Source organism: Mesorhizobium sp. WSM4850 (assembly GCF_055811735.1).
In genome coordinates this window covers 24,401-48,680 of the sequence record NZ_JBVVPV010000022.1, presented here as the reverse complement: position 1 = coordinate 48,680, position 24,280 = coordinate 24,401, and the positions used below count along the sequence as shown (strand labels likewise).

Sequence of the window (24,280 nt, the reverse complement as noted above, 5' to 3'; positions counted from 1 at the left end):
CTCTGGGAATTCAGCATGGGCGTGCAGGCGCGCGACTCCCCAGCGCAACTTTGCGAACGCAACAGCCTGAAATACGGCCATCGACGCGGCCGGCCGGCGCCCTCTATGTTGCATGGCAAGCCGGATCGAACCTTTCCGCACCGACAGGCGCTGCCTCGGACAGGCATTGTCTGGGCAAGACATCCGGCAGAGGAAGGCTATCGGCTATGCCGAAGGAGACGGAATTGAAGCCGCCGAGCGGCGCGACACCGCTGATAGCAATTGCGGCTGCCGCCGTCGACACCGAAACAACCGGGCCCGACGCCACCAGGGCGCGCGTGGTCCAGATTGGCGCGATCGGCATCGCGCATGGCAAGGTCGTCCGGGAAACTCAGCTCGATCTCCTCATCGATCCCGGTGAAGCAATCCCGTCCGAGGCTTCGCTCGTCCATGGCATCACCGATACCGATGTTGACGGAGCCGGCAGCTTCCCGGATGCATGGGCACAATTCCAGGAGTTCGTCGGCGACCGCATCCTCGTCGGCCATTCGATCGGCTTCGACCTGGCGGTATTGGAACGCGAATGCCGACGCGCCCGATTGCCCTGGAAAAAGCCTCGGGCGCTGTGCGTCCGGCTTCTTGCAACCATAGCAAATCCCAATCTGGCAGACCATTCGCTGGAAACGATCGCCGGATGGCTTCGCCTGGAGATAACCGGCCGGCATTCGGCTCTGGGCGATGCGATTGCGGCCGGAGACATCTTTGCCGCGTTGATTCCGGAGTTGCGCAAACGCAACATCCGAACACTTGGAGAGGCCGAGGTTGCCTGCCTTGCCCTTTCGGACGCTCTCGAAGCCGGCCATCGCGCCGGCTGGGCCGAGCCGGTGTCGCGACCCCAGGCTCCGGCGTTTCAGCCGGTTGATCCCTATGCCTATCGCCATCGCGTCGGCAGCCTCATGAGCAGCCCGCCAGTCGTGGTGAAGTCGACCAAACCGACAAGGCAGGTCATCGACCTCATGGTCAAGCGCAAGATCAGCTCGGTCCTCGTGTCCGAGCGTGGAACGCCGGATCAAGCGATTGAGGCGTATGGCATCGTTACCGAGCGTGACCTGCTGCGCCGCATATCGTCCGACGCCGAGCGGGCTTTTGACATGCCGGTCGGAAAAATCGCGACGCGACCGCTGATAAGCATCCGCGCCGCCGCCTTCGCTTATCGGGCGATCGGCCGCATGGATCGGCTGAAGGTCCGCCACCTCGCCGTCCGCGACGAAGGCGGCATGCTGGTCGGCGTGCTTTCGGCGCGCGACCTGCTGAGGCTTCGCGCCGCCGCTGCCATCGATCTCGACGACACGATCGAACATGCCAGGGATGCCGCCGAACTGGCGGCCAGCTGGTCGATGCTGCCGGGCGTGGTACGATCGCTCATCGGCGAAGCAATCGACCCGCGCGTGGTGGCGGAAATCATCAGCGACGAACTTTGCTCGCTTACCCGCCGCGCCGCGGTGCTTGCCGAACAGCAGATGCAGATAGAAGGTCACGGCCCGCCGCCCTGCGCCTACGCCGTGCTTGTGCTCGGCTCGGGCGGCCGTGGCGAAAGCCTGATGGCCCCCGACCAGGACAACGCAATCGTCTTTGCAGATGGCGAGCCGGATGGGCCCGAAGATCGCTGGTTCAAGAATCTCGGCGCCAGGCTCGCCGACATGCTCGACATCTCAGGCGTGCCGTATTGCAAAGGCGGGGTAATGGCCTCGAATGCCGCATTCCGCGGTAGCCTCTCCACCTGGAAGCGGCGCGTCGAGGATTGGGTTCGCCGCCTGCGGCCTGAGGACCTGCTCAACGTCGATATCGTCTACGACCTGCGACCGGTGCATGGCGACACCGCACTGGCCGCGCAGTTCATCGAATATGCCTATGACCGTGCCCACGCCGAGCCGGTGTTCGCGAAGCTGCTCGGCGAGCAGATGACGACCGGCAGTCCCTTCACTGTCTTTGGCGGCTTTCAGCTTGAAAATGGCCGGCTGGACATCAAGAAGCATGGCCTTTTTCCAATCGTCGCGACCGCACGCACGCTTGCAATTCGCCAAGGCATCCGCGAGCGGAGCACCCGTGCCCGGCTCGAGCAACTGATCGCCCTGGATATTGGCGGCGAGCCCGACATGAAGGCGATGCTGGCCGGCCACGCCATGCTGGTCGGCTTGCTGCTCGCTCAGCAGACGCATGACATCTACGCCGGTATACCGGTATCCAACCGCGTCGAGATCAATGCGCTGGCGCGCGAGCAGCAGGCACAGCTCAAGAGCCTCATCAAGCGCCTTCAGTCGGCACCCGACCTGGTGCGGGACCTGCTGTTCGCATCGCCGGCGACGCTCGGACAGTAAACAAACTCAGCTGCGCGCGGCGCCAAGCAGTTGGTCGACGAGGGCGCTGCGGTCGGCCTTCACCAGGAAATCCTCATGCGCGCGCAGCAGATTCATTCTCAGGAAGTTGAAGATATAGTCGTAATCGTTGGTCAGCAGATTGGGGTGGATCGGTACCATCTCGAAAACCGTTCGCGCCAGCGGCTCGGGGATCTCGCGCACCGGCCGCGGCGGGCCGATCTGGGTGGCGGCGAGGCGCTGGCGGGTGAGCTCGGCGGCGTCCTCCCAGAAAGTGGGGGGCGAGCCCGCCGGAACGGCATATTTGGAGAAGCTTGCCAAGGCGACTTTTTCCAGCGCCGCCGGCAGGCCCCGCTGGCGCAAGCCGGCGGGTTCGCGCAGCGCACCCTCCACCATTTCCGCCATCATGGCGTAACACGCAGGGTAGGCGCGCCAGCGTGAATGGTTCAGCGCCGCCTGGAACTCCTTCTCGCTGAACAGCTTCTGCCAGTAGACTCCTGCCCTGACGCGGCAGAACTCGACGATGCTTTTCTGGGCCAGGAAGGCGGCGCGAGAATCCATGAAGTCAGCCAGTTCGCCGACGCTGACGATCGGCTGCGGCTTGCGCAGGAACTCGGGCAACAAATTGTTCAGCAGGCCCATGGCGCTCTCCTTCGGTCTTGTTTCCAACCGATATTGACCGTTTAGCCCTCGCGACGCCGCACGGCCAGCCCTCTTACCGATTCAAGTCCTCCCACCGATTCTCCAGTCCTCTCACCGATTCTAAAGTCGTATGAACAGGCGCGACAAGAAGTGATACTCATACAAAGTTACGGTCGGCTGATTCTATACCTGGCCGCGACCTATGCCGGAGGGCTTCCGCGTCAGCGGAAGAGGCAAGCTTTAAACGGCGCCTTGCGGTCGAGACGGTTCGCAAGCTGCCAATCAAGGGAGGGTTCAAGCTATGGCGACGCCAGACCGCGTAAGTTATTGGAACAAGACCAGGGGCCTCATGTTTACCATGCTGGGTCTGTGGGTATTCTTCGGTTACGTCATCCACATGTTCGTGGAGCAGCTCAACACCATCGTCATATTTGGCTTTCCGCTCGGCTTCTACATGGCCGCTCAGGGTTCGCTCATCGCCTTCGTCGTCATGCTGTTCTGGTTCGCACGGCGCCAGAACGCAATCGACGAAGAGCATGGAGTCCATGAAGAATGATCGGGGGAACTTCAATGGCTAACACGACAGCGACTACGGCAGGCGGACGCGACTTCACCTCCAATCTCGGCCGCATCTACGGCATCTACACCGGCGGCTTCATAGCTTTCATCATCCTGATGGCGATCATCAGCGCGATGGGCGTCCCCAACAGAATCATCGGCTATCTGTTCGTGGCGTTCACGATCACAATCTATGCCGTGATCGGCATTCTCAGCCGCACCATGCAGGTCGGCGAGTACTACGTGGCGGGGCGCAGGGTCCCGGCGATCTACAATGGCATGGCGACCGGCGCTGACTGGATGTCAGGCGCATCCTTCGTCGGCATGGCCGGCACGCTCTATCTGCTCGGCTATGACGGCCTCGCCTTCGTGCTGGGCTGGACCGGTGGCTACGTGCTCGTGGCCATCCTTGTTGCGCCCTATCTGCGCAAATTCGGCGCCTATACTGTTCCAGACTTCCTGTCGGCGCGCTATGGCGGCAATCTGGCACGCTTTATCGGCGTGGTCGTGCTGTTCTCCTGCTCATTTACCTATGTGGTGGCGCAGATCTACGCGACCGGCATCATCTCGGCACGATTCCTCGGCCTCGACTTCAACGTAGCAGTCTATGTCGGCCTCGCCGGCATCCTGGTCTGCTCGATGCTGGGCGGCATGCGCGCCGTCACCTGGACGCAGGTCGCACAGTACATCGTGCTCATCATCGCCTACCTGATCCCAGCCATCTGGATGTCCACCGTGAAAACCGGCGTGCCGATCCCGCAATTGATGCAGGGACAGGCACTCGCAAGCATCACCGCGCTTGAAACGGCGCAGGGCATCGCGGTGCATCACATCACGCCGTTCGTGCATGGCGGCTACAACGCGCTCAACTACTTCCTGCTTATTTTCTGCCTGATGGTCGGAACGGCATCCCTGCCGCACATCCTGATGCGATACTTCACCACCCCGTCGGTGCGTGAAGCGCGCGTCTCGGTCGCCTGGTCGCTGCTGTTCATCTTCATCCTCTATTTCACCGCGCCCGCCTATGCGGCGTTCGCCAAGTTGACGATGCTCGACCTGGTGGCGTCGGGCCTGACGCCCGAGAACATCGGTGAGAAAGCCGGATGGATGATGCGCTGGGCGGCAGCGGACGGCACGCTCGTACAGATCTGCGGCAAGGCTGCCACTGACGCGGCAGCAATTGCAGCGGCCTGCGCCGAAAAGGGCGTGACAGCGCTTTCGTTTGCCGACATCAACCTCAACGCCGACATGATCGTGCTGGCCACGCCGGAAATGGCCGGCATGCCCTACGTCATCTCGGGCCTCGTCGCCGCCGGCGGACTTGCCGCCGCGCTGTCGACTGCGGATGGCCTGCTGCTGGCCATCGCCAACGCGCTCAGCCACGACATTTACTACAAGATGATCGACCAGAATGCTCCGACCGCCCGCCGTCTGGTGGTGTCGCGTATTTTGCTCGTGCTCGTGGCCATCGCCGCCGCCTACGTGGCGTCGACCAAGCCGGGCGACATCCTCGCCATGGTGTCTTGGGCATTCTCGCTTGCCGCCGCGGGTCTGTTCCCTGCGCTGGTGCTCGGCGTTTGGTGGAAGCGCACAAACTCTGCCGGCGCTGTCGCAGGCATGATCGCCGGTTTTGGCATCTGCCTCTATTATTTGCTCGGCACCCGCTACGGCGCAGTAGGATTTTACGAGACGTGGAGTGGCCTGTCCGCGGCACCGGCTGACGCCGTTGCAAAATATGCGGAGCTGAAGGCGGCTTGGGCTTCTGCTGCTCCGGACGCTCAGGCCGCTGCATGGGCGGCACTCGACAAGCATGCCCAGACCATCGCCAACTGGTGGGGCGTCAAGAACCTGTCGGCAGCCGCGTTCGGCCTGCCTGTCGGCTTCCTGGTCATGATCGTTGTCTCCAGGCTGACCAGGGAACCATCTTTGGCAATGCAGGAGTTCATCGAGGAACTGCGTGTGCCGCGTGGCAAGCAGATGATGGAAGAAAAGACTGCCTGATCGCGCATAGCGATCGGCGCTCAAGGCGGGGTCCGGTGACGGACCCCGCTTTCATTTTGGAGGCGTCGCTGGCATAACGCGGCGCCGCCGCTGCTTGGACACTCCCCCATGAACGATTTCTGGTCCTATTGGTATTTCCACATCCCGAATTTCATCCTTGCCGCGGTGATGTACACTCTGATGGGGCGTCTCCTGCTCGGCCTCTTCGTGCCCGAAAGCTGGGACAACTACATCTGGCGCTTCTTCAAGAGTGTCACGGACCCGTTCCTGCGGGCCGTGCGGAGCATTACCCCGTCGATCCTGACCCAGCCGGTGGTGATCGTCTTCAGCGTGCTCTGGCTTATGGCCTTGCGCGTGTTCTACCTCGTCTTTCTGATCAATTTCGGCATTGCGCCGATGGCTTCGCAGGGGGGTTGAGGCAATGGACAGAAACGGTCTTGTCCCGGTCATGGCGGTCGCCATCGTCAACGGCATCTTTTCGCCGTGGGTGCTGATGGTGTTCCTGTTCTATCCGATCTGGTATCCGGGCTGGGCGCCTCCCCTGAGCCAGATCGTCTACATGGCAAGTGCGCTGATCCTGTCGACGATGACCATCATGCTCGCCGGCGTGCCGGCCGCTCTCTATGAGCGCTGGTCGGCGCGCCCCAGGAGCATCGTCGTCGCGTCGATCTGGCTTGCCGGCACGGTTTTGCTGACGCTGCCGGCGCTGCCGAATGTGATGCGGGCGCTAAGCGGTGGCTGAGAATTCCCTTCCCCGCCCTGTCAGCGTTCTTCGCGGCGGAACGGCTTGAGGAGCGCCGAAGGCGCGACGGCGTTGCGTGACATCACCGCCATGGCGACGATGGTGAAGATGAAGGGCAGCATCAGGAACGCCTCATAGGGGATATGGCCGAGCCCGCTCGCCTGCATGCGCAGTTGCAGGGCATCGACGAAGGCGAACAGCAGGGCGGCCCCTGCCGAACGCCAGGGATCCCAGCGGCCGAAGACGACGAGCGCGATCGCCACCCAGCCACGCCCGGAGACGAGGCCGAAGGTGAAGGCGTTGAACTGCACCATCGACAGGAAAGCCCCGGCCAGCCCCATCAGGGCACCGCCAAGGATCACCGCCTGGAAGCGAGTGGCGATGACGCCGACGCCGGCCGAATCGGCGGCGCGCGGATTTTCGCCGACCATGCGCACCGACAGGCCCCACGGAGTCCGATAGAGCACGAAGGCGGCAAGGGGAACAGCTGCCATCGCCATGTAGACCAGCGAAAACTGGTTGAACACGGCTGGTCCGAGCACCGGGATGTCGGAGAGAACAGGGATCGGCAGCGTTTCGAAACTCTTGATGCTGGGCGGCACCGAATGCTGGCCGAAGATCAGCCGGTAAAGGAAATAGGCGAGGCCCGACGAGAACAGCGTCACGCCGATGCCGCAGACATGCTGGCTGAGGCCGAGAGCCACCGTGAACAGCGCATGCACGGCACCCATCAGCGCACCGGTCAGCACCGCCGCAAGCACGCCGAGCCACAGGCTGCCGCTGAGGCTGGTCGCGGTGAAGCCGGTCATCGCCGACAACAGCATGATGCCTTCGATGCCGAGATTGAGCACGCCGGCCCGCTCCGAGAACATCTCGCCCAGCGTCGCGAAAGCCAAAGGCGTGGCGATGCGGATGATCGCGGCGAGGAAGCCGACTTGAAAAATCTGTTCGAGCACGACGCTCATCGTGCGGCGCCGACGCGGCGGATGCGATAGGCCGTGAACAGCAGCGCCACCAGCATGGCGAGCAGCGCGGTGCCCTGGATAACGTCGCTGAGGAAGGCCGGAACGCCGGTGGCCCGCGACATCGCCTCGGCGCCGGTCATCACGGCGGCGAGGAACAGCGCCGCCGGCATCACGCCAAGTGGATTGAGCCTCGCCAGCATGGCGACGACGATGCCGGAATAGCCATAGCCCGGCGAGATGTCGCTCATCACTTGGAAATGCACGCCGCCGACCTCGCTGACGCCGGCAAGCCCGGCGAGCGCCCCGGACAGCAGCGCCGTCGAGATCAGCACCCGTTCGACATGGACGCCGCCATAGCGCGCGGCCTCGGGATTTTCGCCGATGACCCTGATCCTGAAGCCGAGCGTCGTGCGCATGATCAGGAACCAGATGACCGGCGCGGCCACGAAAGCCGCCACGACGCCGAGGTGCAGCCGCGTGCCTTCGAGCAGCACCGGGAAATTGGCTGAATCCTCGATCGGCGGCGAGATCGGGTAGCCGCTGAAACTGTCTTTCCACGGGCCTTCGATCAGCGCCATCAACGCGTAGAAGATGACCGAGTTGAGCAGCAGTGAACTAACGACATCATCGACTTTGAATTTCACCCGCAGCGTTGCCGGGATCAGGGCGACCCCAGCACCGGCGGCGGCGCCGGCGAGCGCCATCATCAGCATGGCAAGCGGCCCCGGCATCGGAATGGCGCCGACGGCACAGCTCGCCACCGCACCGGCAAGCAACTGCCCCTCGGCGCCGATATTCCAGAATTTGGCGCGGAAGGCGACCGCCACGGCAAGCCCGGTGAAGATCATCGGTGTTGCGCGCACGAGCGTTTCGGTGATCGCGTAGCTGTCGCCCAGCGACGCCGAGAACATCACGCCATAGGCCTCGATCATCCCGGCACCGGCCAGCGCAATGAGGCCGCTGCACAGCACCAATGTCGCGCCGATGGCCAGCAACGGCAGAGCCAGGTTGAACCAGGCGGGCGTTGAGGTGCGGGCTTCGAGGCGGAACATCAACTATGGCCCTCCGCTCCGGTCATCATCAGTCCGAGCCGCGCGATCGTGGCGTCGGCGCTGTCCAACGTGCCGGCAATGCGCCCCTCATACATCACCGCGATGCGGTCGCAGAGCATCAGCAGCTCTTCGAGGTCTTCGCCGATGACGACGATGCCGCAGCCCCTGGCACGCATGTCGAGGAACTTTTCGTGGATGAAGCGCGCCGCACCAATGTCGAGGCCGCGCGTCGGCTGCGACACGATCAGCACCTTGGGGTCGAAGGCGAGCTCACGCGCCAGCAGCGCCTTTTGCAGATTGCCGCCGGACAGCGCTCCGGCCCGCGTCATCGGCCCGGGGCAGCGTATGTCATAGGCCTTGATCTGTTCTTCGGCGAAGGCGCGGATCGCATCGGGCCTGAGGAGACCGTTGCGGCTGAACGCCCCGGTGCCGATGCGCGGCAGCACCATCGAATCGGCAAGCGGCAGGTTGGTGACCAGTCCCGTCGTCATCCGGTCTTCCGGGATGCGCCCGAGACCGAGCGCCTGCACCTCGCGCGGCGAGAACCGCGAGACAGCTTTGCCGGCTATCGTCATCCGGCCGGCATCGGGCGCGCGAACGCCGGAGATCACCTCGGCAAGCGCCCGCTGGCCGTTGCCCGAGACACCGGCAATGCCGAGGATCTCGCCGGCGCGCACCAAAAGCGAGACATCGCGCAGCGCCATGCCGGAATGGCGCGACGTCGAGATGCCGTCCAGGGTCAGCACCGCGGCACCCGGTGTCGACGGTCCCCTGGCCGGCGGAACGATCTCGTGGCCGCACATCAGCCGCGCCATCTCCGAGGATGTCGTGCTGGCAGGTGCGTCGACGCGCCCGGCCACGCGGCCATGCCGCAGCACGACGCAGCGATGGGTCAACGCCCTGACCTCGTTGAGCTTGTGCGAGATGAAGATGATGCCGAGACCCTGGGCAGCCATCGACCGCAGCGCCGAAAACAGCCCGTCGACCTCTGTCGGCGCCAGCACCGCCGTCGGCTCGTCGAGGATCAGCAGCCTTGCACCGCGAAACAGCGCCTTGACGATTTCGAGCCGCTGCTGCTCGCCGATCGACAGCGCCGAGACGGGAAGGTCCGGATCGAGCGTGAGGCCATGCTGGCGGCCGATCTCCGCCAGTCGCGCCAGCCCGCCGGCGCGGTCGATCCGGCCCGATTTGCCGGGAATGCCTATCAGCAGGTTTTCCAGCACCGAAAGCCGCGGCGCCAGATGAAAATGCTGGTGCACCATGCCGATGCCGGCGGCGAGCGCATCGGCCGAGTTGTTGATCGTCACCGGCCGGCCCTGAACCAGGATCTCGCCGGCGTCGGGGGCATAGGCGCCGAACAGCACGTTCATCAGCGTCGTCTTGCCGGCGCCGTTTTCACCCAGCAGCCCGAGAATTTCGCCGGGTGCGACGCTAAGATCGACGGCCTCGTTCGCCATGACGGCGCCGAAGCTCTTGGAGATGCCGCGCATTTCGATGAGAGGGGCGGGCAAAGGCGAGGGTGCTCCTGGTGGGAGATGGCGCTGATATCCCTCCCCCTCGAGGGGAGGGTGGCCCGAAGGGCCGGGTGGGGTCCGCTGTGACGCGCTCCATCCTTATCGGTCTAAAGCTCGAGGCAGCTGAGATCACCCCACCCGCCTCGCTTCGCTCGGCACCCTCCCCTCAAGGGGGAGGGCTGCGCCGCTCAATCCGAAACCGGCGTGTTCTCGTCGACGACGACACGGAAATTGCCGTCGAGGATTTCGGCCTTCTTCTTCTCGACCAGCTCCTTGACGTCGGCGGGCAGCGTCTTGTCGAATTTGTGGTAGGGCGCCAGAAAGGAGCCGCCCTTGGCCATGCGCGAGAAATCGCCATAGTCCTGCGCGGTGAAGACGCCGGCCTTGACCAGTTTGATCGCATGCTCGACTGTCGGATACATGTCCCAGACCGGGCCGGTGATCACCGTGTCCGGGCCGAGGTTGGACTGGTCGGACATGTTGGAGATGGCGAGGATCTTCCTCTCGACTGCCGCTTCGATGACGCCGAAACGTTCGGCATAGATCACGTCGACGCCGGCGTCGATCTGGGCGATAGCCGCTTCCTTGGCCTTTGGCGGGTCGAAGAAAGAGCCGATGAATGCGACCTTCCTCTTGATGTCAGGATTGACCTCGCGGGCGCCGGCAAAGAAGGCATTGACCAGCCGGTTCACTTCCGGAATGCCCATCGCCGCAACGGCGCCGATCGTGCCTGATTTCGACATCTTTCCGGCGATCAGGCCGGAGAGATAGGCGGGCTCGTGGATCCAATTGTCGAAGACAGCGAAATTCGGCTCGGCCGGCCCGGCGCCGGAGCCGAACAGGAAGGCGACTTTCGGAAACTGCTTGGCGGTGCGGCGGGATTCGCGTTCGGCAGCGAACGCATCGCCCAGCACCAGCTCATAGCCGCCTTGCGCATATTCGCGCATCACACGGCTGAAATCGGCCGTCTGCACCTTCTCCGACCATTTGTATTCGATGCCGAGTTCCTTCTCGGCCCTCTGCAGGGCGACATGGATCTGGTGGACCCATGGCTCCTCGGTCGGCGTGGCGAAGATCGCCGCCACCTTCAGCTTCTTGTCCTGCGCCAAGACCTGGCCCGGCAGCATGGTTGCCGCCAGGCCGAGCGCGCCGAGTTCCAGCAAATCGCGTCGCGAAAGCCCTCCGCGTTTCGATTGGATTTTGCTCTTCCCGTTTTCCATTGCATGCCCCTCTGATTGGCGCCGTGTCGAGCCGGCTGTTTCTTTGGATATCAGGCGAGGGAACTATGGAACGGCATCCGACCTTTGTCCACATGGTCAAATTTGTCGGGAAGCTGCAGCCGGCTGCCCTCCTCGCAAGACCACGGCGGCAGTGGACTGCTTGCTCAATGCTTGATGCGATCGCGCATGGCGTACCAGAGCATGCCGAGCACATAGAGCGGGCCGCGCAGGGCGGTACCGCCGGGAAATGACATTGGCTTCAGCGTCGAGAACAGATCGAGCCGCGACGCATCGCCGGTGATCGCCTCGGCAAGCAGCTTTCCCGACAGCGTCGACAGGATCACGCCCTTGCCGGAATAGCCATGCGCAAAATAGACTTCGCCATAGTGGCCGACATCCGGCAGGCGCGATGTCGTCACCGAGACCAGCCCGCCCCAGGCATGCTCGATGCGGCGGCCGCGCAATTGCGGAAAGGTCTTTTCCATATGCGGCCGCACGAAGCCGGCAATGTCGGCGGGCGGCGACGGCGTGTAGCGCTCGCCACCGCCGAACAGCAGGCGGCCGTCCGCCGACAGCCGGTAGTAGTTGACGACGAAGCGTGTGTCGGAAACGGCGGCATTGCTTGGGATGAGGTCGCTGGTGTCGTCCAGCGGCTCGGTCGCGATGATGTAGTTGCCGACCGGCATGATGCGGCTGTTGACGCGCGGTTCGAGCCCCTGAAGCAGCGCGTCGCCGGCCAGCACGACATGCCGGGCCCGGACCGAGCCCTTGGCCGTGGAAACCCGGATGGAAGGTTCCCGCTCCAGCCGCAGCGCCACCGAATTCTCGTGGATGGTAACGCCTGCCGCTGCCGCGGCGCGAGCAAGACCCAGCGTGTAGTTCAGAGGATGCATATGGCCGCCGAGCTTCTCGTACATGGCGCCGTGATAGGGCGTGTTCACCATTTCACGCGCCCGCGCCGCCGACAGCATCTCGACCTCATGAAAGTTCATTACTGTGGCAAGGCACTCGGCCTCTTCCTCGAGATCGCGCAGGTCGGAGCCGTTTATCGCACCGGCCAGATGGCCGGTGAGCCGGAGGTCGCAATCGAAGGCATGGCGCTCGATCAGGTCGAGCACCAGCCCGCGCGCCTCGAGGGCGAGATCAAAAAGCGCCCGCGCCCGTTCGGGCCCATAAAGCTTGGCCAGGCCCTTGGCGCCCTTGCGCAGGCCTGGAATGATCTGGCCGCCATTGCGCCCCGACGCCCCCCAGCCGATCTTGCCGCCTTCGAGGAGCACCACCTTCAGCCCGCGCTCGGCGGCATGAAGGGCTGCGGACAAGCCGGTGCAGCCGCCGCCGACCACCACCAGATCGGCGTCGACGTCGGCCTGCAGCGCCGCCGGATGATCAGGGGCTGGATTGGCGGTCGCGACATAGTAGGATCTGCCGATGTCCAGGCCGGAATTGAAGCCCATCATCAGACCTTGAGCAGCAGGTGGTCGCGTTCCCAGCTGGTGACGACGCTCTGGAACAGGTCGAGCTCGACGCTTTTGACGCGCAAATAGGTCTGGACGAAATCCTCGCCGAGCAAGTCCCGAACCGGACTGCAGGCGGCGAAACGGTCGAGCGCCTCCTCCATGGTTTTCGGCAGCGTGCTCTTGCTGCGATAGGCGTTGCCCGATGCCTCGGGCGAACGCGAGAGCTTTTCCTCGACGCCGAGATAGCCGCAGAGCAGCGAGCCGGCCATCGCCAGATAGGGGTTGGCATCGGCGCCGGGCAGCCGGTTTTCCACCCGCCGTGCGGCCCGCCCGCCGGCCGGCACGCGCAGGCCGCAGGAGCGATTGTCATGCGACCACTCGATGTTGGCGGGCGCGCTGTGGTTCGGCCGGATGCGGCGGAACGAATTCACGTTCGGCGCAAACAGCGGCATCACCTCCGGAATGTATTTCTGCAGGCCGCCGATGAAATGCCCGAACATCTCGGTGTCGGCATCGTCACGCCCGGCGAACAGCGTATTCCCGGCCTCGTCGATGACCGACATGTGGAGATGCATGGAGCTGCCGGCCTGTGCGGCGATCGGCTTGGCCATGAAGGTCGCATGCATGCCATTATCCTGCGCGGCCCGGCGCGTCATCCGCTTGAACAGCAGCACCTTGTCGGCCAGCGGCAGCGCGTCGCCATGCAGGAAATTGATCTCCAACTGCGCCGTGCCTGACTCGTGGATCAGCGTATCGAGCGGCAGCCCGGCCTTTGCGGCATGGTCGTAGAGCCGCTGGATCACCGGCTCGAATTCCTCCAGCGCCGCCATGTCATAGGGGTGCTGCACGGTTTCGGAGCGGCCATTGCGCCCGACCGGCGCGATCAACGGCCGATCGGGATCGGGATTGGGCGCGGTCAGGTAGAATTCGAGCTCCGGCGCCACCACTGCCCGCCAGCCGCGCTGGTGATAGAGATCGAGCACGGCCCTCAACACATGACGTGGCGAGGCCATCCACGGCCGGTCGTCCATGTGAAACGCATCGGCGAAGACATAGGCCTTTTCAGCTCCAGCGCCGGGCGCAAGGCAGAGCGTCGCGACATCCGGCACCATCCGCATGTCGGGATCCTGATAGGCGAAGCCCTCGTCGTTGGAACCGGAATAGCGGCCGTCTATGCAGACCAGGAAGGCGCTGCTCGGCAGGTAGAGCGCGCGGTCTTCGAGCGACTTCAGGAACTTGGCCGTTGGCAACGCCTTGCCACGCAAGACGCCGTTCACGTCCGGCACCAGGCACTCGACTTCCCTGATCCCCTGCTGCTCCAGCCATCGCTTCGGATCGTCCGTCGGGGTCATTTGCGGTGCATCCGTTGTCGTGGTGTTGAGCATCAGGTCACGTCCTTGCGAGGGCGAGAATGGCTTCGGCGGCGGCGTCAGTTCCCGGCGCCCGCGCCATGGTGGCCGCATTCTCCTTGAGGCGAAAGCGCATCTCGCCGTCGGCCATTAGGCCAAGGATAGCCTGTTCCAGTTCGTCGTCGCTCCAGCCATCGCGGCTGAGGTAGCGGCCGACGCCGGTTTCCTCGGCGCGTTGCGCATTGTCGTGCCCGTCCCAGCAATAGGGCATGATCAGCGACGGCACGCCGAAACGCAGCGCTTCGCAAAAGCTGTTGTTGCCGCCGTGATGGATGAAGAGATCGGACTTGGCGACAACCGACGGTTGCGGAAACCAGGCGTCGAGATAGACATTGTCCGGAACCGCGCGATAGCTGTCGCGCAGACCGCCGACATTGACGATGAAGCGGGCCGGAAGCCGGTCGAACACGGCGAGCATGCGCTCGATCAGCCCGACATCCATCGCGCCCAAGCTGCCGAAGCTGAGATAGACCAGCGGCCCGTCATTGCGTGGAAAGACCGGCACGTCGAACGGCCCTTCCGAACGGACGCAGCCTTCGAGATAGACGAAGCGGGCCGGGTCGAGCGGCTCGGCGCGCTGCCTGCGCACGATGGTTGGGGTCAGCAGCAGATTGAGATCGGGCGAAGCTTCGAGAAAAAGCCCCTCCGGCAAGGGCGCAAGGCCGGCGTCGGTCCGAAGCCGGTTGAACCGGTCATGTGCCGGAGCGACGGCTGCCAGGTAGCGCGCCTCGAAGGCCGCGCGACCGGGGTCGTCGGCGGCGAGACCGGACAGATAGGGCGGTACATCGGCGTCGGGCAGCTCGGTCTCGGCGCAGGAGACGACGCGCACCCATGGGCAACCGGCGGCAGCAAGTGCTGGAAACATGACGACGTTGTCGAGCACCACGGCGTCCGGCTTCAACCGGGTCAGCAATTTGCGCAGCGGCGCCTCGGCATTGACCGCGGTATCGACGATCGCTTGCCAGGTCGGGGCGACGTAGGTTTCGAGCTGGTCGATCGGGCTCAGCCTGAAATGCGGCAGATGCCGGCGCACGAAAGCCTGCCAATAGCTCTGGCGTTCGCTGTCGGTCAGCGGATCGTCGGTCGGCAACTGGTATTCCTGAAACCCGTAGTCGGCGAACACGCCGGAAAAGCCGGCGTGACAGATGAACACCGGCCGCGCACCCCTTGCGCGCAAGGCCTGCGCGATGCCGACGCAATTGAGCGCGGCACCGAAGCTCGCTTCGGGAAACAACGCGATAGTCGGGCTGGTTTTGCGCGTCACTGTTCTCGTGGTCCTCGTCAATCCGGCCGGCTGATCATGCCGAACAATGCGGGGGCGCCGCGACTGGCCGCCTGCGGCCGCTGGCTGCGGGACAATCGCAGATGGACGCGAAGCAGGTCGGCTGCAACCTCATACTGCCGGCTTTCCAGTTGGTCGAGTATGGTCAGGTGCTCGCGCAGCGATTGCTTCAGCCGGAAGACGTTGACGCCGGCATAGGTCCCCGGCAGCCGGCGCAGCCTGAGATGGTCCGACAGCGCGTCGGCGACGAACCGGTTGCTGGAGCCGTCGGCGATCATGCCGTGAAAGTCGATGTCCAGCCGCTGGAACTCTCTGATATCGAATGTGGCGTCGGGCAGCGCCAGCAGCGCCTCCATGCCCTGGCGCAAGGCTGCCGCGCGGGTCCCGTCCAGCCGAAAGCCAGGCGCCAGAATGGCGGCGGGTTCCAGCATCAGGCGGAACTCATAGCTTTCCCCTTGTGCCTCCGGATCGTCTGGCGCTCGCCTGAACAGCCAGGACTGTCCCGGTGCGCGATCCAGAAGATTTTCGTCTGTCAGTTTCTTTAGCGCTTTTAGTACTATCCTTCGTTCGGCACTGTAGCGCCGCATCAACGCGCCGATGGTCACCGTCTGATCCAACCGGCGCGCCGACCGATCGCGCAGGATCATCTCCGCGAGTTCGTCCTCCTCGGCGGTTGGGAGGTCAGTGGCAAGCGTCGCCTGCTTGGTGAGGTCAACGGCCAGCCGATAGCCGGATTCGGCTTCCCATCGGACGACGCCTTTTTCGGTGAGCAGGCGCAGCGCGGCCCGCACCGGGGTCCGCGAGACGTTGCAGAGCGAGGCGATCTGCTGTTCCGGGAGATGGGCGCCGGCCTCGAAGCCGCGCTGCCGGGCTACATCGAGAATGCGCTGCGCGAGATCAAGATGATTGGTGCGCGGGCGTCTGGCAACGGCTTGCATGGCGTTTCTCGTGAACGGGCTCGACCGCTGCGGTTTTACCAATTGCCCTTGCGGGCGCGATCGGCTGGATTTCGCGGCGATTTTCCAAATTATGGATTGACGTACTTTTTTCTGCAATAGTACTGTGGGTTCAATCGGCAATAAAAAGACCGGGGAACAGGATCGAAGCGGCGGCATGGTCGCAAGCGCTGGTCCGACGATTGATTGAATTCGACGATCAACCAGAATGGGAGTCTGTCATGACCGCCACCACCCTGCGGCACCGTTCGTTAAAAACTTCCGCGATCGCGCTTGGCCTCGCTATGGCGCTGTCGGCGCCGGCGGCCGCCGCCGACCTCGTCATTTCCAACTGGGACGGCTACATGGCGCCGGACGTCATGGCCGCCTTCAAAGCAGCGACCGGCGTTTCCGGCGAGGTCGTCGTTCACGCCACCAATGAGGAGATCATGGGCAAGCTCGTTGCTTCGGGCGGCAAGGGCTATGACGTGGTCTTCGTTTCCTCGCCGTTCGCAGAAGTGCTGAACAATCTCGGCCTGATCGAGACGATCGACCACGCCAAGATCCCCAATCTCGCCAATCTCTATCCTGAGGCGGCCAAGCTGCCGCACGATGTCGGCAACAATTTTTCCGTGCCTTACACCTGGGGCACCACCGGCCTCTGCTACCGCTCGGATCTGGTGAAGACCGAGCCGGCCAGCTGGAACGATCTTCTCGCCCCGTCCGAGGCGCTCAAGGGCAAGACCACGATGCTGGCGACCGACCGCTGGCTGCTTGCCGCCGGGCAGCTCGCCAAGGGCTATTCGGTCAACGAAACCGATCCGGCCAAGCTCGCCGAGGTCAAGGACCTGCTGATCTCAGCCAAGAAGACCTTGCTCGCCTATGACGACACCACCTTCTATTCGAAGCTGGTTTCGGGCGAGGCGCTGATGGTGCAGGCATGGGATGGCTGGTGCAACTATGGCATCGCCGAGAATCCGCAGATTAAATACACCATACCCAAGGAAGGCTCGGACCTGTGGGTCGATACGATGGTGGTGATGAAGGCATCGGCCAACAAGGACGCCGCCTTCCAGTTCATCAACTTCATGCTGGACGCCAAGAACCACGCCTGGGCGGCTCAGAACATCGATTACAAGGTGCCGAACAAGCCGGCTATGGAAAGCCTGCCGGCGGATTTCCTCGCCAAATTCCCAAATATGAACATGCCTGTGGCCGAACTGGTCAAGTTCGAGCAGTTGCGCGACGTCGGCGACGCCCAGCGCGACTATTCGAAGATCGTCAGCGAGATCAAGGCGGCGCAGTAATTTCGGCATCTGGAATCAGGCTTGCGTTCCTTCACGCCCCCCTCTGGCCTGCCGGCCATCTCCCCCTCAAGGGGGGAGATCGGCTGGATTGCAGCCGCTCGCCAATCTCCGGCGCAGCACCCCCTCATCCGGCCGCTTCGCGGCCACCTTCTCCCCGCTGGGGAGAAGAGGCTGACGCCAAGGTCGGCGACCTTCTCTCCCCTCGGGGAGAGGTCGGATTGCCCCGAATTGCCCTTCGCAATTCGGTTGGCACTCCGGGTGAGGGGGCGCTTTTCCAAACACAATTTCGATGCCTTTGAGATGGCCTCAAGGCCAGAGGAGGGTGCGACATGAGATCGTTCACACCTTCTCGCTCCTCCTTGCTGATGGCGCCGGCGCTGGCCTGGCTCACCGCCTTGATGGTGGTGCCATGCGCGCTGGTGCTGGCGCTCGCCTTCTTCCGGCGCGGCATTTATGGCGGCATCGAATACAGCTTCACGCTGGAGAATTTCGGGCTGGTGCTCGACCCGCTCTATGCCGGCATCTTCCTCAATTCGGCGCGCATCGCCGGCACGGCAACGCTGATCGCGGTGGTGATCGGCTATGCCGCCGCCTATGCAATCGCGGCAGCACCGCGCCGGTGGCAGCCGGTGTTCCTGTTCTTCGCCGTCTTGCCTTTCTGGTCCAATTACCTGATCCGCACCTATGCGTGGATCGTGCTGCTCAACCGTGAAGGCCTGATCACCCAGCTCTTGCGCTGGTTCGGCTATACCGGTGAGCCGCCGTCGATGCTTTATACCGAAGGCGCCGTCATCGGCGGTCTGGTCTACAATTACCTGCCTTTCGTCATCCTCGCCTGCTACGCGCCGCTGTCGCGGCTCAATCCGGAGCTCGCCGAGGCATCGCGCGATCTCGGCGCTTCGGCCATGACCACATTTCGCCGGATTATCCTGCCGCTGACGGTGCCGGGCATCGCCGCCGGCGCGGTGTTCGTCTTCGTGCTGTCCATCGGCAATTTCGTTACGCCGGCACTGCTCGGCGGCGGTCGCTTCCAGATGATCGGCAATCTTGTCTACGACCAGTTCCTGACCGCCAATGACTGGCCGTTCGGCGCAGCGCTGGCGATGGCGCTGATCGCCATCATGCTTTTGGTGCTGACGGCGCAGGCCCTGGCTGCCGATCGCGCCGCGGGCCGTATCGCCGAAGCGAAAGGCGGCGCCGATGACTGAGCGCTCCCCCGCCACACGGCGCACGCTCTGGCTCATGCTTTCGCTGGTCTTCGCCTTCCTCTACATTCCGATCGCCGTGCTGGTGGCGCTGTCTTTCAATCAAGGCGGGCTGCCGACCGTCTGGTCGGGCTTTTCGCTGAAATGGTATGCCTCGCTTGCCGGAAACGCCGCGATCCTTTCCGCCGCCCTCAACACGCTGATCGTGGCTCTGGTCTCCACAGCCATCGCCACGCTGCTTGGCACCTTGCTGGCGATCGGCGTCGAAATGCGCCGGCAGTACGGAAGCGGCCTTGAGGCGCTGATCTTTGCGCCGATGATCATTCCCGACATCGTGCTGGCGGTGGCGCTGCTCAGCTTCTTTTCCATGCTCGATTTCACCCTGGGCCTGCACACCATCATCCTCGCCCATGTCGTGTTCAATCTCGCCTTCGTCTGCTCGGTGGTGCGCGCGCGGCTAAAAAGCTTCGACTGGTCGATCGTCGAGGCCTCCGCCGATCTCGGCGCTTCCGCGCTCACCACCTTCAGGCGGGTGACATTGCCGGTCATCCTGCCGGCGGTCGTCGCCGGCGCCCTGCTCGCCTTCACCCTTTCGGTCGACGAGTTCATCATCGCGTTCTTCACCGCCGGCGCCGGCCGCGCCTCGACCACGCTGCCGATGCAGATCTATTCGATGATCCGCTTCGGCATCACGCCGGAGATCAATGCATTGGCGACCATCGTCATGGCGGTCTCAATCACCGCGCTGACCCTGTCGCAGCGACTCAACCGCGGAGTCATCGGCCAATGAGCGAGCCCCGCAGGCTGCTGGCGATCGACAAGGTGTCGAAGAATTTTGGCCGGGTGACGGCCGTCGACGGCATCTCGCTCGATATCCGCGAGAACGAGTTCTTCGCCTTGCTTGGACCTTCGGGCTGCGGCAAGACCACGCTGCTGCGCATGCTGGCCGGTTTCGAGACGCCCAATGAGGGGCGCATCCTGCTCGACGGCCGCGACATCGCCAAAACCCCGCCCAACAGGCGGCCGGTCAACCTGATGTTCCAGTCCTACGCGCTGTTTCCGCATATGAGCGTCCGGGCCAATATTTCCTACGGCCTTGAAATGGAGCGCTTGCCAGCAAACGAAATCCGCTCCCGCGTCGACGCCATCCTGGCGACGACCGAGCTTGTCGCCTTCGCCGACCGCAAGCCGGAGCAATTGTCGGGCGGCCAGAAGCAACGCGTCGCGCTTGCCCGGGCGCTGGTCAAGCGGCCGCGGCTGCTGCTGCTCGACGAGCCGCTCGGTGCGCTCGACAAGAAATTGCGCGGCGCCATGCAACTGGAGCTGAAGCGGCTGCAGCACGAAGTCGGCATCACCTTCGTCATCGTCACCCATGACCAGGAGGAATCGCTCGTTATGGCCGACCGAATGGCGGTGCTGAGGGACGGCAAGCTGCTGCAATGCGACACGCCGCATGCGGTCTACGAACATCCGGCCGACCGTTTCGTCGCCGACTTCATTGGCGTCATGAATTTCGTGCCGGGCAAAGCCGCCAACGATGGCGTGCTGGCAGCCAATGGTGCGCGGATATCAGGCATGGTTCCCGAAATACTTTCGCCCGGCGCTGCGGCGGTCGCTTCGGTGCGGCCCGAGCGCATCCGGCTGTTCCCGCCGCCAGAGACGGCTAACCGTGTTGCCGGCACCGTCGAGGCGCTCGCCTATCACGGGCTCGACCTGCAGCTGCATGTCCGCACCGCTCTGTCACAAAAACCGTTCCTGGTGCGCGTAACCGCCGACGCCGCCGACCGCCGCCCGGTCGCATCGGGCGATGCGGTCGAGCTCGGCTGGGATGCCGCCGACGTCAGAATTTTCGCAGATTGATTGAAGGAGAACTTTCATGGCGCAGAAGACCATCGCGTTTTTTCCGGAAGCGGCCTATGGCCCGGCGCTCAATTCCGTCGGCATCGCCCAGGCGGTCGAGGCGCGCGGCCACAGAGCGGTGTTCCTGTCGGACCCCGGCTTCGTCGACGTCTACAAGGGCTACGGCTTCGAGGCGCATCCGGTGAACCTGTCCGAGCCGATGCCGCCCGAGCAGATGGCCAAGTTCTGGGAAGACTTCATCAACGGCCACATCCCGAATTTTCGCAAATCGCCCTACGACCAGGTCGACAACTACGTGAAGGATTGCTGGACGGCGATCGTCGACAGTGCCAAATGGGCTGAGAAGGACCTGCCCGGCGTGCTTGCGACGATCAAGCCCGACGTCATCTGCGTCGACAACGTCATCCTGTTCCCGGCGATCAAGCAGTATGGCAAGCCGTGGGTGCGCGTCATCTCCTGCTCGGAAAACGAGATCGAGGACGAGGACATCCCGCCGCATCTGTCCGGCTGCCGCGAGAACGACCACGTCTGCCATCAGCGCTACCGCGACCATTTCAACGCGGTCATCAAGCCGATCCATGACGACTTCAATGCGTTCTTGAAAGCCAACAACGAAGCGCCGTATCCGATCGGCCAGTTCTTCGAGGCCTCGCCTTACCTCAACCTGCTGCTTTATCCCGAGGCGGCAAAGTTCAAGCGCCGCCATCCACTCGACCCGGCAAAATTCCAGTATCTGGAAGGCTGCGTGCGGCAGGAGAAGCCCTACACCGTGCCGACCTTTGCCGAGAACAATGACGGGCCGCTGCTCTACGTCTCGTTCGGCAGCCTTGGCGCCGGCGATGTCGATCTCTTGAAGCGCATCATCGCGACGCTGGCCAAGACTCGCTACCGGGCGCTGGTCAATGTCGGCGGCTACAAGCACCAATACGCGCAAGTGCCCGGTAACGTCATCGTCGAGAGCTGGTTTCCGCAGCCCTCGGTGATCCCGCAGGTCGATGCGGTGATCCACCATGGCGGCAACAACTCGTTCACCGAGTGTCTCTACTTCGGCAAGCCGGCGATCATCATGCCCTATGTCTGGGATGGCCACGACAACGCGACCCGGGTCGAGGAGACCGGCCACGGCTTCGGCATGCCGCGCTACGACTGGATCGACGCCGAGCTGATCGCCAAGATCGAAACCTGCCTGACCGACCCGGCAATCAGGGCCAAGCTGGCGAAGACGTCGGCGCAGATGCAGGCGCAAAACGGCCCGGAGAAGGCAGCGGGGCTGCTGGAGAAACTGCTGTGACCGGGCGGATGGGTATGGCGTTCCTTCGCGCCCTCCTCTGTCCTACCGGACATCTCCCCCACTTGGGGGGAGATTGGCCGTCATCACTGATTTCGCCAATCACAAATGTCGCAAGAAGAGTGCCGCCGCCAGAGCTGCCAATCTCCCCCCTCGTGGGAGAGATGTCCGGCAGGACAGAGGGGGGCGCCGTAGAGCGAGACGATCGCGAAGTCATGCATCGCGCCGGCGGAGCACCCACATGACCTCCTCTGTGCCACATCTCCACCAAGCCTCGACCCGCACCGACCTCGTCGACTGGGGCGCACAGCCCAATTCGCTGGAAGGTGCTTCGCACTCCACCGGCAGGCTCGTCCACAAGGGGCCGAACAACCAGCCGGAATCCGGCATCTGGGTCTGCACGCCCGGCCGCTGGCGGCTGGCGATCCCGCGCGACGAACTGTGCCATTTCGTTGCCGGCCGCGCGACCTACCGATCGGACAACGGCGAGGTGATAGAAGTCTCCGCTGCCACGGTGGTCATGTTCCCGGCCGGCTGGACCGGCGAATGCACCGTCCACGAGACCATCCGCAACATTTACATGCTGGCCTGAAGCCAGCCACTGGAGCTTCACGACATGCCGACACCGATCATGAAATCGCCGCTTGCCCTCACCGACCTCGTCGACTGGGGCGTCATCCCCACGATGATCGAGGGCGACTCCCATACCTCCGGCAAATTGCTGCACAAGGGGCCGGAAGGCCGCTCCGAATGCGGGCTGTGGGTCTGCACGCCAGGCAAATGGCACTGCCACGTCACCCGCGACGAATTCTGCCATTTCCTAGAGGGCCGCTGCACCTATGTCCACGAATCTGGCGAGGTGATCGAGATCGAACCCGACACCGCGGCGTTCTTTCCGCAGGACTGGAAGGGCGTCTGCACCGTCCACGAGACCATCAAGAAGGTCTACATGATCCGCTGAGCGACTTGAAAGGACGACCATGGACTTCTCACCTGACCGGCCGGCCTTCTTCGTCAATCCGGATTATCGGCCGATGACCGGCGCGGCAAAACCGGTGATCGATCCGGCGACGCTGGAAACCGTCGGCGCCATCGCGGCTGCAACCGACGGCGAGATCGACGCCGTGCTCACCGCTGCGGCCAAGGCGCAAGCTGCCTGGAAAAAGCTCGACGCCAAGAGCCGCGCCGGGCATCTGCATGCAGTCGCCAACGCCATCGAGGCGGCCGACTTCACGCGCTGCGCCGAGCTTATGGTGCGCGAGATGGGCAAGCCCTATCCGGAAGCAATCGGCGAGATCGCCAATTGCGCGCCGATCTTCCGCTACTACGCCGAGATGGCGCGTGACGATGCCGGCAAGATCGCCGGCACGACGCAGGCCGGATCGTTCCAGTATGCGCGCTACGAGCCCTACGGCACGTCGGTGCACATCATGCCCTACAATTTCCCGATCCTGTTGATGTGCTGGACCGTCGCCGCCTCGCTCGCCGCCGGCAATGCCTGCGTCATCAAGCCGGCCGAAGCGACGACACTGTCGACGCTGGAGTACATGACAGTGTTCCGCTCCCTGCCTGAGGACCTGGTTTCCTGCCTGCCCGGCGCGGCGGCCACGGCGCAGGCTTTGATCGCCTCCGACCGCACCCATGCGGTTGCCTTCACCGGTTCGGTCGCCGCCGGCAAGGCAGTCGCCGTCGCTTGCGCCGAGCGCATGAAGCCATGCGTCATCGAGGCCGGCGGCAGCGATCCGCTGATCATCAGCCGACACGCCCCGCTCGACGTGGCGGCCGCCGGCAGCGTCACCGCAGCGTTCCATCTCACCGGCCAGGTCTGCACCTCGGCCGAACGCTTTTTCGTCGTCGATGCCGTTCACGACCGCTTTGTTGAGCTGTTTGCGCAGAAGACACGGGCGCTGCGCATCGGCAACGGCCTCGACAAGACCGAGATCGGGCCGCTGGTCAGCGAGGCGGCGCGGGCGAAAGTCATGCGGCTGGTCGACGATGCCGTGCGCAATGGTGCCGAGGCGATCACCGGCGGGCGTATTCCGCCGGCGCACAATGTCGGCTGGTTCTACGAGCCGACGATCCTGACCGGCGTCACCCCCGACATGGCGATCGTGCGCGAAGAATGTTTCGGGCCAGTCGCCGCGATCTGCCGGGTCAAGGATTTCGACGAGGCGATAGAACTTGCCAATGACAGCCCGTTCGGGCTCGGCGCCTCGGTGTTCACCACTGATCTTGCCGAGGCGCATGAGGCTGCGGAGCGGCTTGAGGCAGGGATGGTCTGGGTCAACAATCCGCTGATCGACAACGACGCACTGCCGTTCGGCGGCTGGAAGGCGTCGGGCCTCGGCCGCGAACTTGGTCGCCAGGGGCTGGATGCCTTCCGCCGCTCGAAGATGGTGATCATCGACCACAGGCCAGCGATCCAAGACTGGTGGTATCCCTATCCCGACAGCTGGTTCCGCGAATCTGGCGGGCGCAAGCACGTATGA

22 protein-coding genes are annotated in these 24,280 nt (G+C 63.9%); 13 read left to right on the top strand and 9 right to left on the bottom strand.

Features of this window, described 5'->3' with window-relative positions:
• Window positions 1–206 precede the first annotated feature (206 nt).
• The gene (locus AC0L2Z_RS20405; RefSeq protein WP_473476082.1) at window positions 207–2,357 is read left to right on the top strand and encodes a DUF294 nucleotidyltransferase-like domain-containing protein; all 2,151 of its coding nucleotides are present in this window, start codon (window positions 207–209) and stop codon (window positions 2,355–2,357) included.
• A gap of 6 nt (window positions 2,358–2,363) precedes the next feature.
• Here the strand turns inward: AC0L2Z_RS20405 and AC0L2Z_RS20400 are convergent, their stop codons facing one another.
• Window positions 2,364–2,996 carry a hypothetical protein gene (locus tag AC0L2Z_RS20400; RefSeq protein WP_473629142.1) on the bottom strand — a complete coding sequence of 211 codons (633 nt, stop codon included), beginning with the start codon at window positions 2,994–2,996 and terminating at the stop codon, window positions 2,364–2,366.
• A gap of 301 nt (window positions 2,997–3,297) precedes the next feature.
• Between AC0L2Z_RS20400 and AC0L2Z_RS20395 the strand changes: the two genes are divergently transcribed.
• The 4 genes from AC0L2Z_RS20395 to AC0L2Z_RS20380 all read left to right on the top strand — a co-directional run bounded on the left by AC0L2Z_RS20395 (window position 3,298) and on the right by AC0L2Z_RS20380 (window position 6,297).
• Window positions 3,298–3,552 (top strand): DUF4212 domain-containing protein, encoded by a 255-nt coding sequence (locus tag AC0L2Z_RS20395; protein WP_473476078.1) that lies wholly within the window; start codon window positions 3,298–3,300, stop codon window positions 3,550–3,552.
• 14 nt (window positions 3,553–3,566) lie between these two features.
• A complete protein-coding gene (locus AC0L2Z_RS20390) occupies window positions 3,567–5,555 on the top strand; it encodes a sodium:solute symporter family protein (RefSeq protein WP_473476076.1) in 1,989 nt (662 codons plus the stop codon).
• A gap of 108 nt (window positions 5,556–5,663) precedes the next feature.
• Entirely contained in the window at window positions 5,664–5,972 is a 309-nt protein-coding gene (locus tag AC0L2Z_RS20385; RefSeq protein ID WP_128173652.1) for a YggT family protein, read from the top strand.
• Window positions 5,973–5,976: 4 nt separating this feature from the next.
• Complete coding sequence (locus AC0L2Z_RS20380) at window positions 5,977–6,297, top strand: hypothetical protein (RefSeq protein WP_091592307.1); 321 nt, start codon at window positions 5,977–5,979, stop codon at window positions 6,295–6,297.
• Between the two features lie 20 nt (window positions 6,298–6,317).
• On the opposite strand, the gene AC0L2Z_RS20375 is transcribed toward AC0L2Z_RS20380, so the two are convergent.
• The 8 genes from AC0L2Z_RS20375 to AC0L2Z_RS20340 form a co-directional block, all read right to left on the bottom strand.
• Complete coding sequence (locus tag AC0L2Z_RS20375) at window positions 6,318–7,262, bottom strand: ABC transporter permease (protein WP_473629141.1); 945 nt, start codon at window positions 7,260–7,262, stop codon at window positions 6,318–6,320.
• On the bottom strand, window positions 7,259–8,314 hold the full coding sequence (locus AC0L2Z_RS20370) for an ABC transporter permease (protein WP_473629140.1): 1,056 nt from the start codon (window positions 8,312–8,314) through the stop codon (window positions 7,259–7,261). The genes AC0L2Z_RS20375 and AC0L2Z_RS20370 overlap by 4 nt, the downstream gene beginning before the upstream one ends.
• Window positions 8,314–9,825 (bottom strand): ABC transporter ATP-binding protein, encoded by a 1,512-nt coding sequence (locus tag AC0L2Z_RS20365; protein ID WP_473629139.1) that lies wholly within the window; start codon window positions 9,823–9,825, stop codon window positions 8,314–8,316. The genes AC0L2Z_RS20370 and AC0L2Z_RS20365 overlap by 1 nt, the downstream gene beginning before the upstream one ends.
• A 191-nt stretch (window positions 9,826–10,016) precedes the next feature.
• Window positions 10,017–11,048, bottom strand: a complete 1,032-nt coding sequence (locus AC0L2Z_RS20360) for a BMP family protein (RefSeq protein WP_128168651.1) — start codon at window positions 11,046–11,048, stop codon at window positions 10,017–10,019.
• A 164-nt stretch (window positions 11,049–11,212) separates the two neighbouring features.
• Window positions 11,213–12,505, bottom strand: coding sequence for an NAD(P)/FAD-dependent oxidoreductase (locus tag AC0L2Z_RS20355; protein WP_473629138.1), 1,293 nt, complete (start codon window positions 12,503–12,505; stop codon window positions 11,213–11,215).
• Window positions 12,505–13,857: a glutamine synthetase family protein gene (locus tag AC0L2Z_RS20350; RefSeq protein ID WP_473629137.1), complete on the bottom strand. Its 1,353-nt coding sequence runs from the start codon at window positions 13,855–13,857 to the stop codon at window positions 12,505–12,507. The genes AC0L2Z_RS20355 and AC0L2Z_RS20350 overlap by 1 nt, the downstream gene beginning before the upstream one ends.
• Window positions 13,858–13,894: 37 nt before the next feature.
• A complete protein-coding gene (locus tag AC0L2Z_RS20345; RefSeq protein ID WP_128173658.1) occupies window positions 13,895–15,178 on the bottom strand; it encodes a glycosyltransferase in 1,284 nt (427 codons plus the stop codon).
• A 17-nt stretch (window positions 15,179–15,195) separates the two neighbouring features.
• On the bottom strand, window positions 15,196–16,134 hold the full coding sequence (locus AC0L2Z_RS20340; RefSeq protein WP_473629136.1) for a GntR family transcriptional regulator: 939 nt from the start codon (window positions 16,132–16,134) through the stop codon (window positions 15,196–15,198).
• Window positions 16,135–16,373: 239 nt separating this feature from the next.
• Between AC0L2Z_RS20340 and AC0L2Z_RS20335 the strand changes: the two genes are divergently transcribed.
• From AC0L2Z_RS20335 to AC0L2Z_RS20300, 8 genes are all read left to right on the top strand, one after another.
• The gene (locus tag AC0L2Z_RS20335; RefSeq protein WP_128168655.1) at window positions 16,374–17,438 is read left to right on the top strand and encodes a polyamine ABC transporter substrate-binding protein; all 1,065 of its coding nucleotides are present in this window, start codon (window positions 16,374–16,376) and stop codon (window positions 17,436–17,438) included.
• Between the two features lie 365 nt (window positions 17,439–17,803).
• Entirely contained in the window at window positions 17,804–18,646 is an 843-nt protein-coding gene (locus tag AC0L2Z_RS20330) for an ABC transporter permease (RefSeq protein WP_473629177.1), read from the top strand.
• On the top strand, window positions 18,639–19,433 hold the full coding sequence (locus tag AC0L2Z_RS20325; RefSeq protein WP_473629135.1) for an ABC transporter permease: 795 nt from the start codon (window positions 18,639–18,641) through the stop codon (window positions 19,431–19,433). Before AC0L2Z_RS20330 ends, AC0L2Z_RS20325 begins: the two co-directional genes overlap by 8 nt.
• Entirely contained in the window at window positions 19,430–20,503 is a 1,074-nt protein-coding gene (locus AC0L2Z_RS20320; protein ID WP_473629134.1) for an ABC transporter ATP-binding protein, read from the top strand. Before AC0L2Z_RS20325 ends, AC0L2Z_RS20320 begins: the two co-directional genes overlap by 4 nt.
• Before the next feature lie 16 nt (window positions 20,504–20,519).
• Entirely contained in the window at window positions 20,520–21,794 is a 1,275-nt protein-coding gene (locus tag AC0L2Z_RS20315; RefSeq protein ID WP_473629133.1) for a glycosyltransferase, read from the top strand.
• 238 nt (window positions 21,795–22,032) lie between these two features.
• Entirely contained in the window at window positions 22,033–22,383 is a 351-nt protein-coding gene (locus AC0L2Z_RS20310) for a cupin domain-containing protein (RefSeq protein WP_473629132.1), read from the top strand.
• A 24-nt stretch (window positions 22,384–22,407) separates the two neighbouring features.
• Window positions 22,408–22,752, top strand: a complete 345-nt coding sequence (locus tag AC0L2Z_RS20305; protein ID WP_128173665.1) for a cupin domain-containing protein — start codon at window positions 22,408–22,410, stop codon at window positions 22,750–22,752.
• A 19-nt stretch (window positions 22,753–22,771) separates the two neighbouring features.
• On the top strand, window positions 22,772–24,280 hold the full coding sequence (locus AC0L2Z_RS20300) for an aldehyde dehydrogenase family protein (RefSeq protein ID WP_473629131.1): 1,509 nt from the start codon (window positions 22,772–22,774) through the stop codon (window positions 24,278–24,280).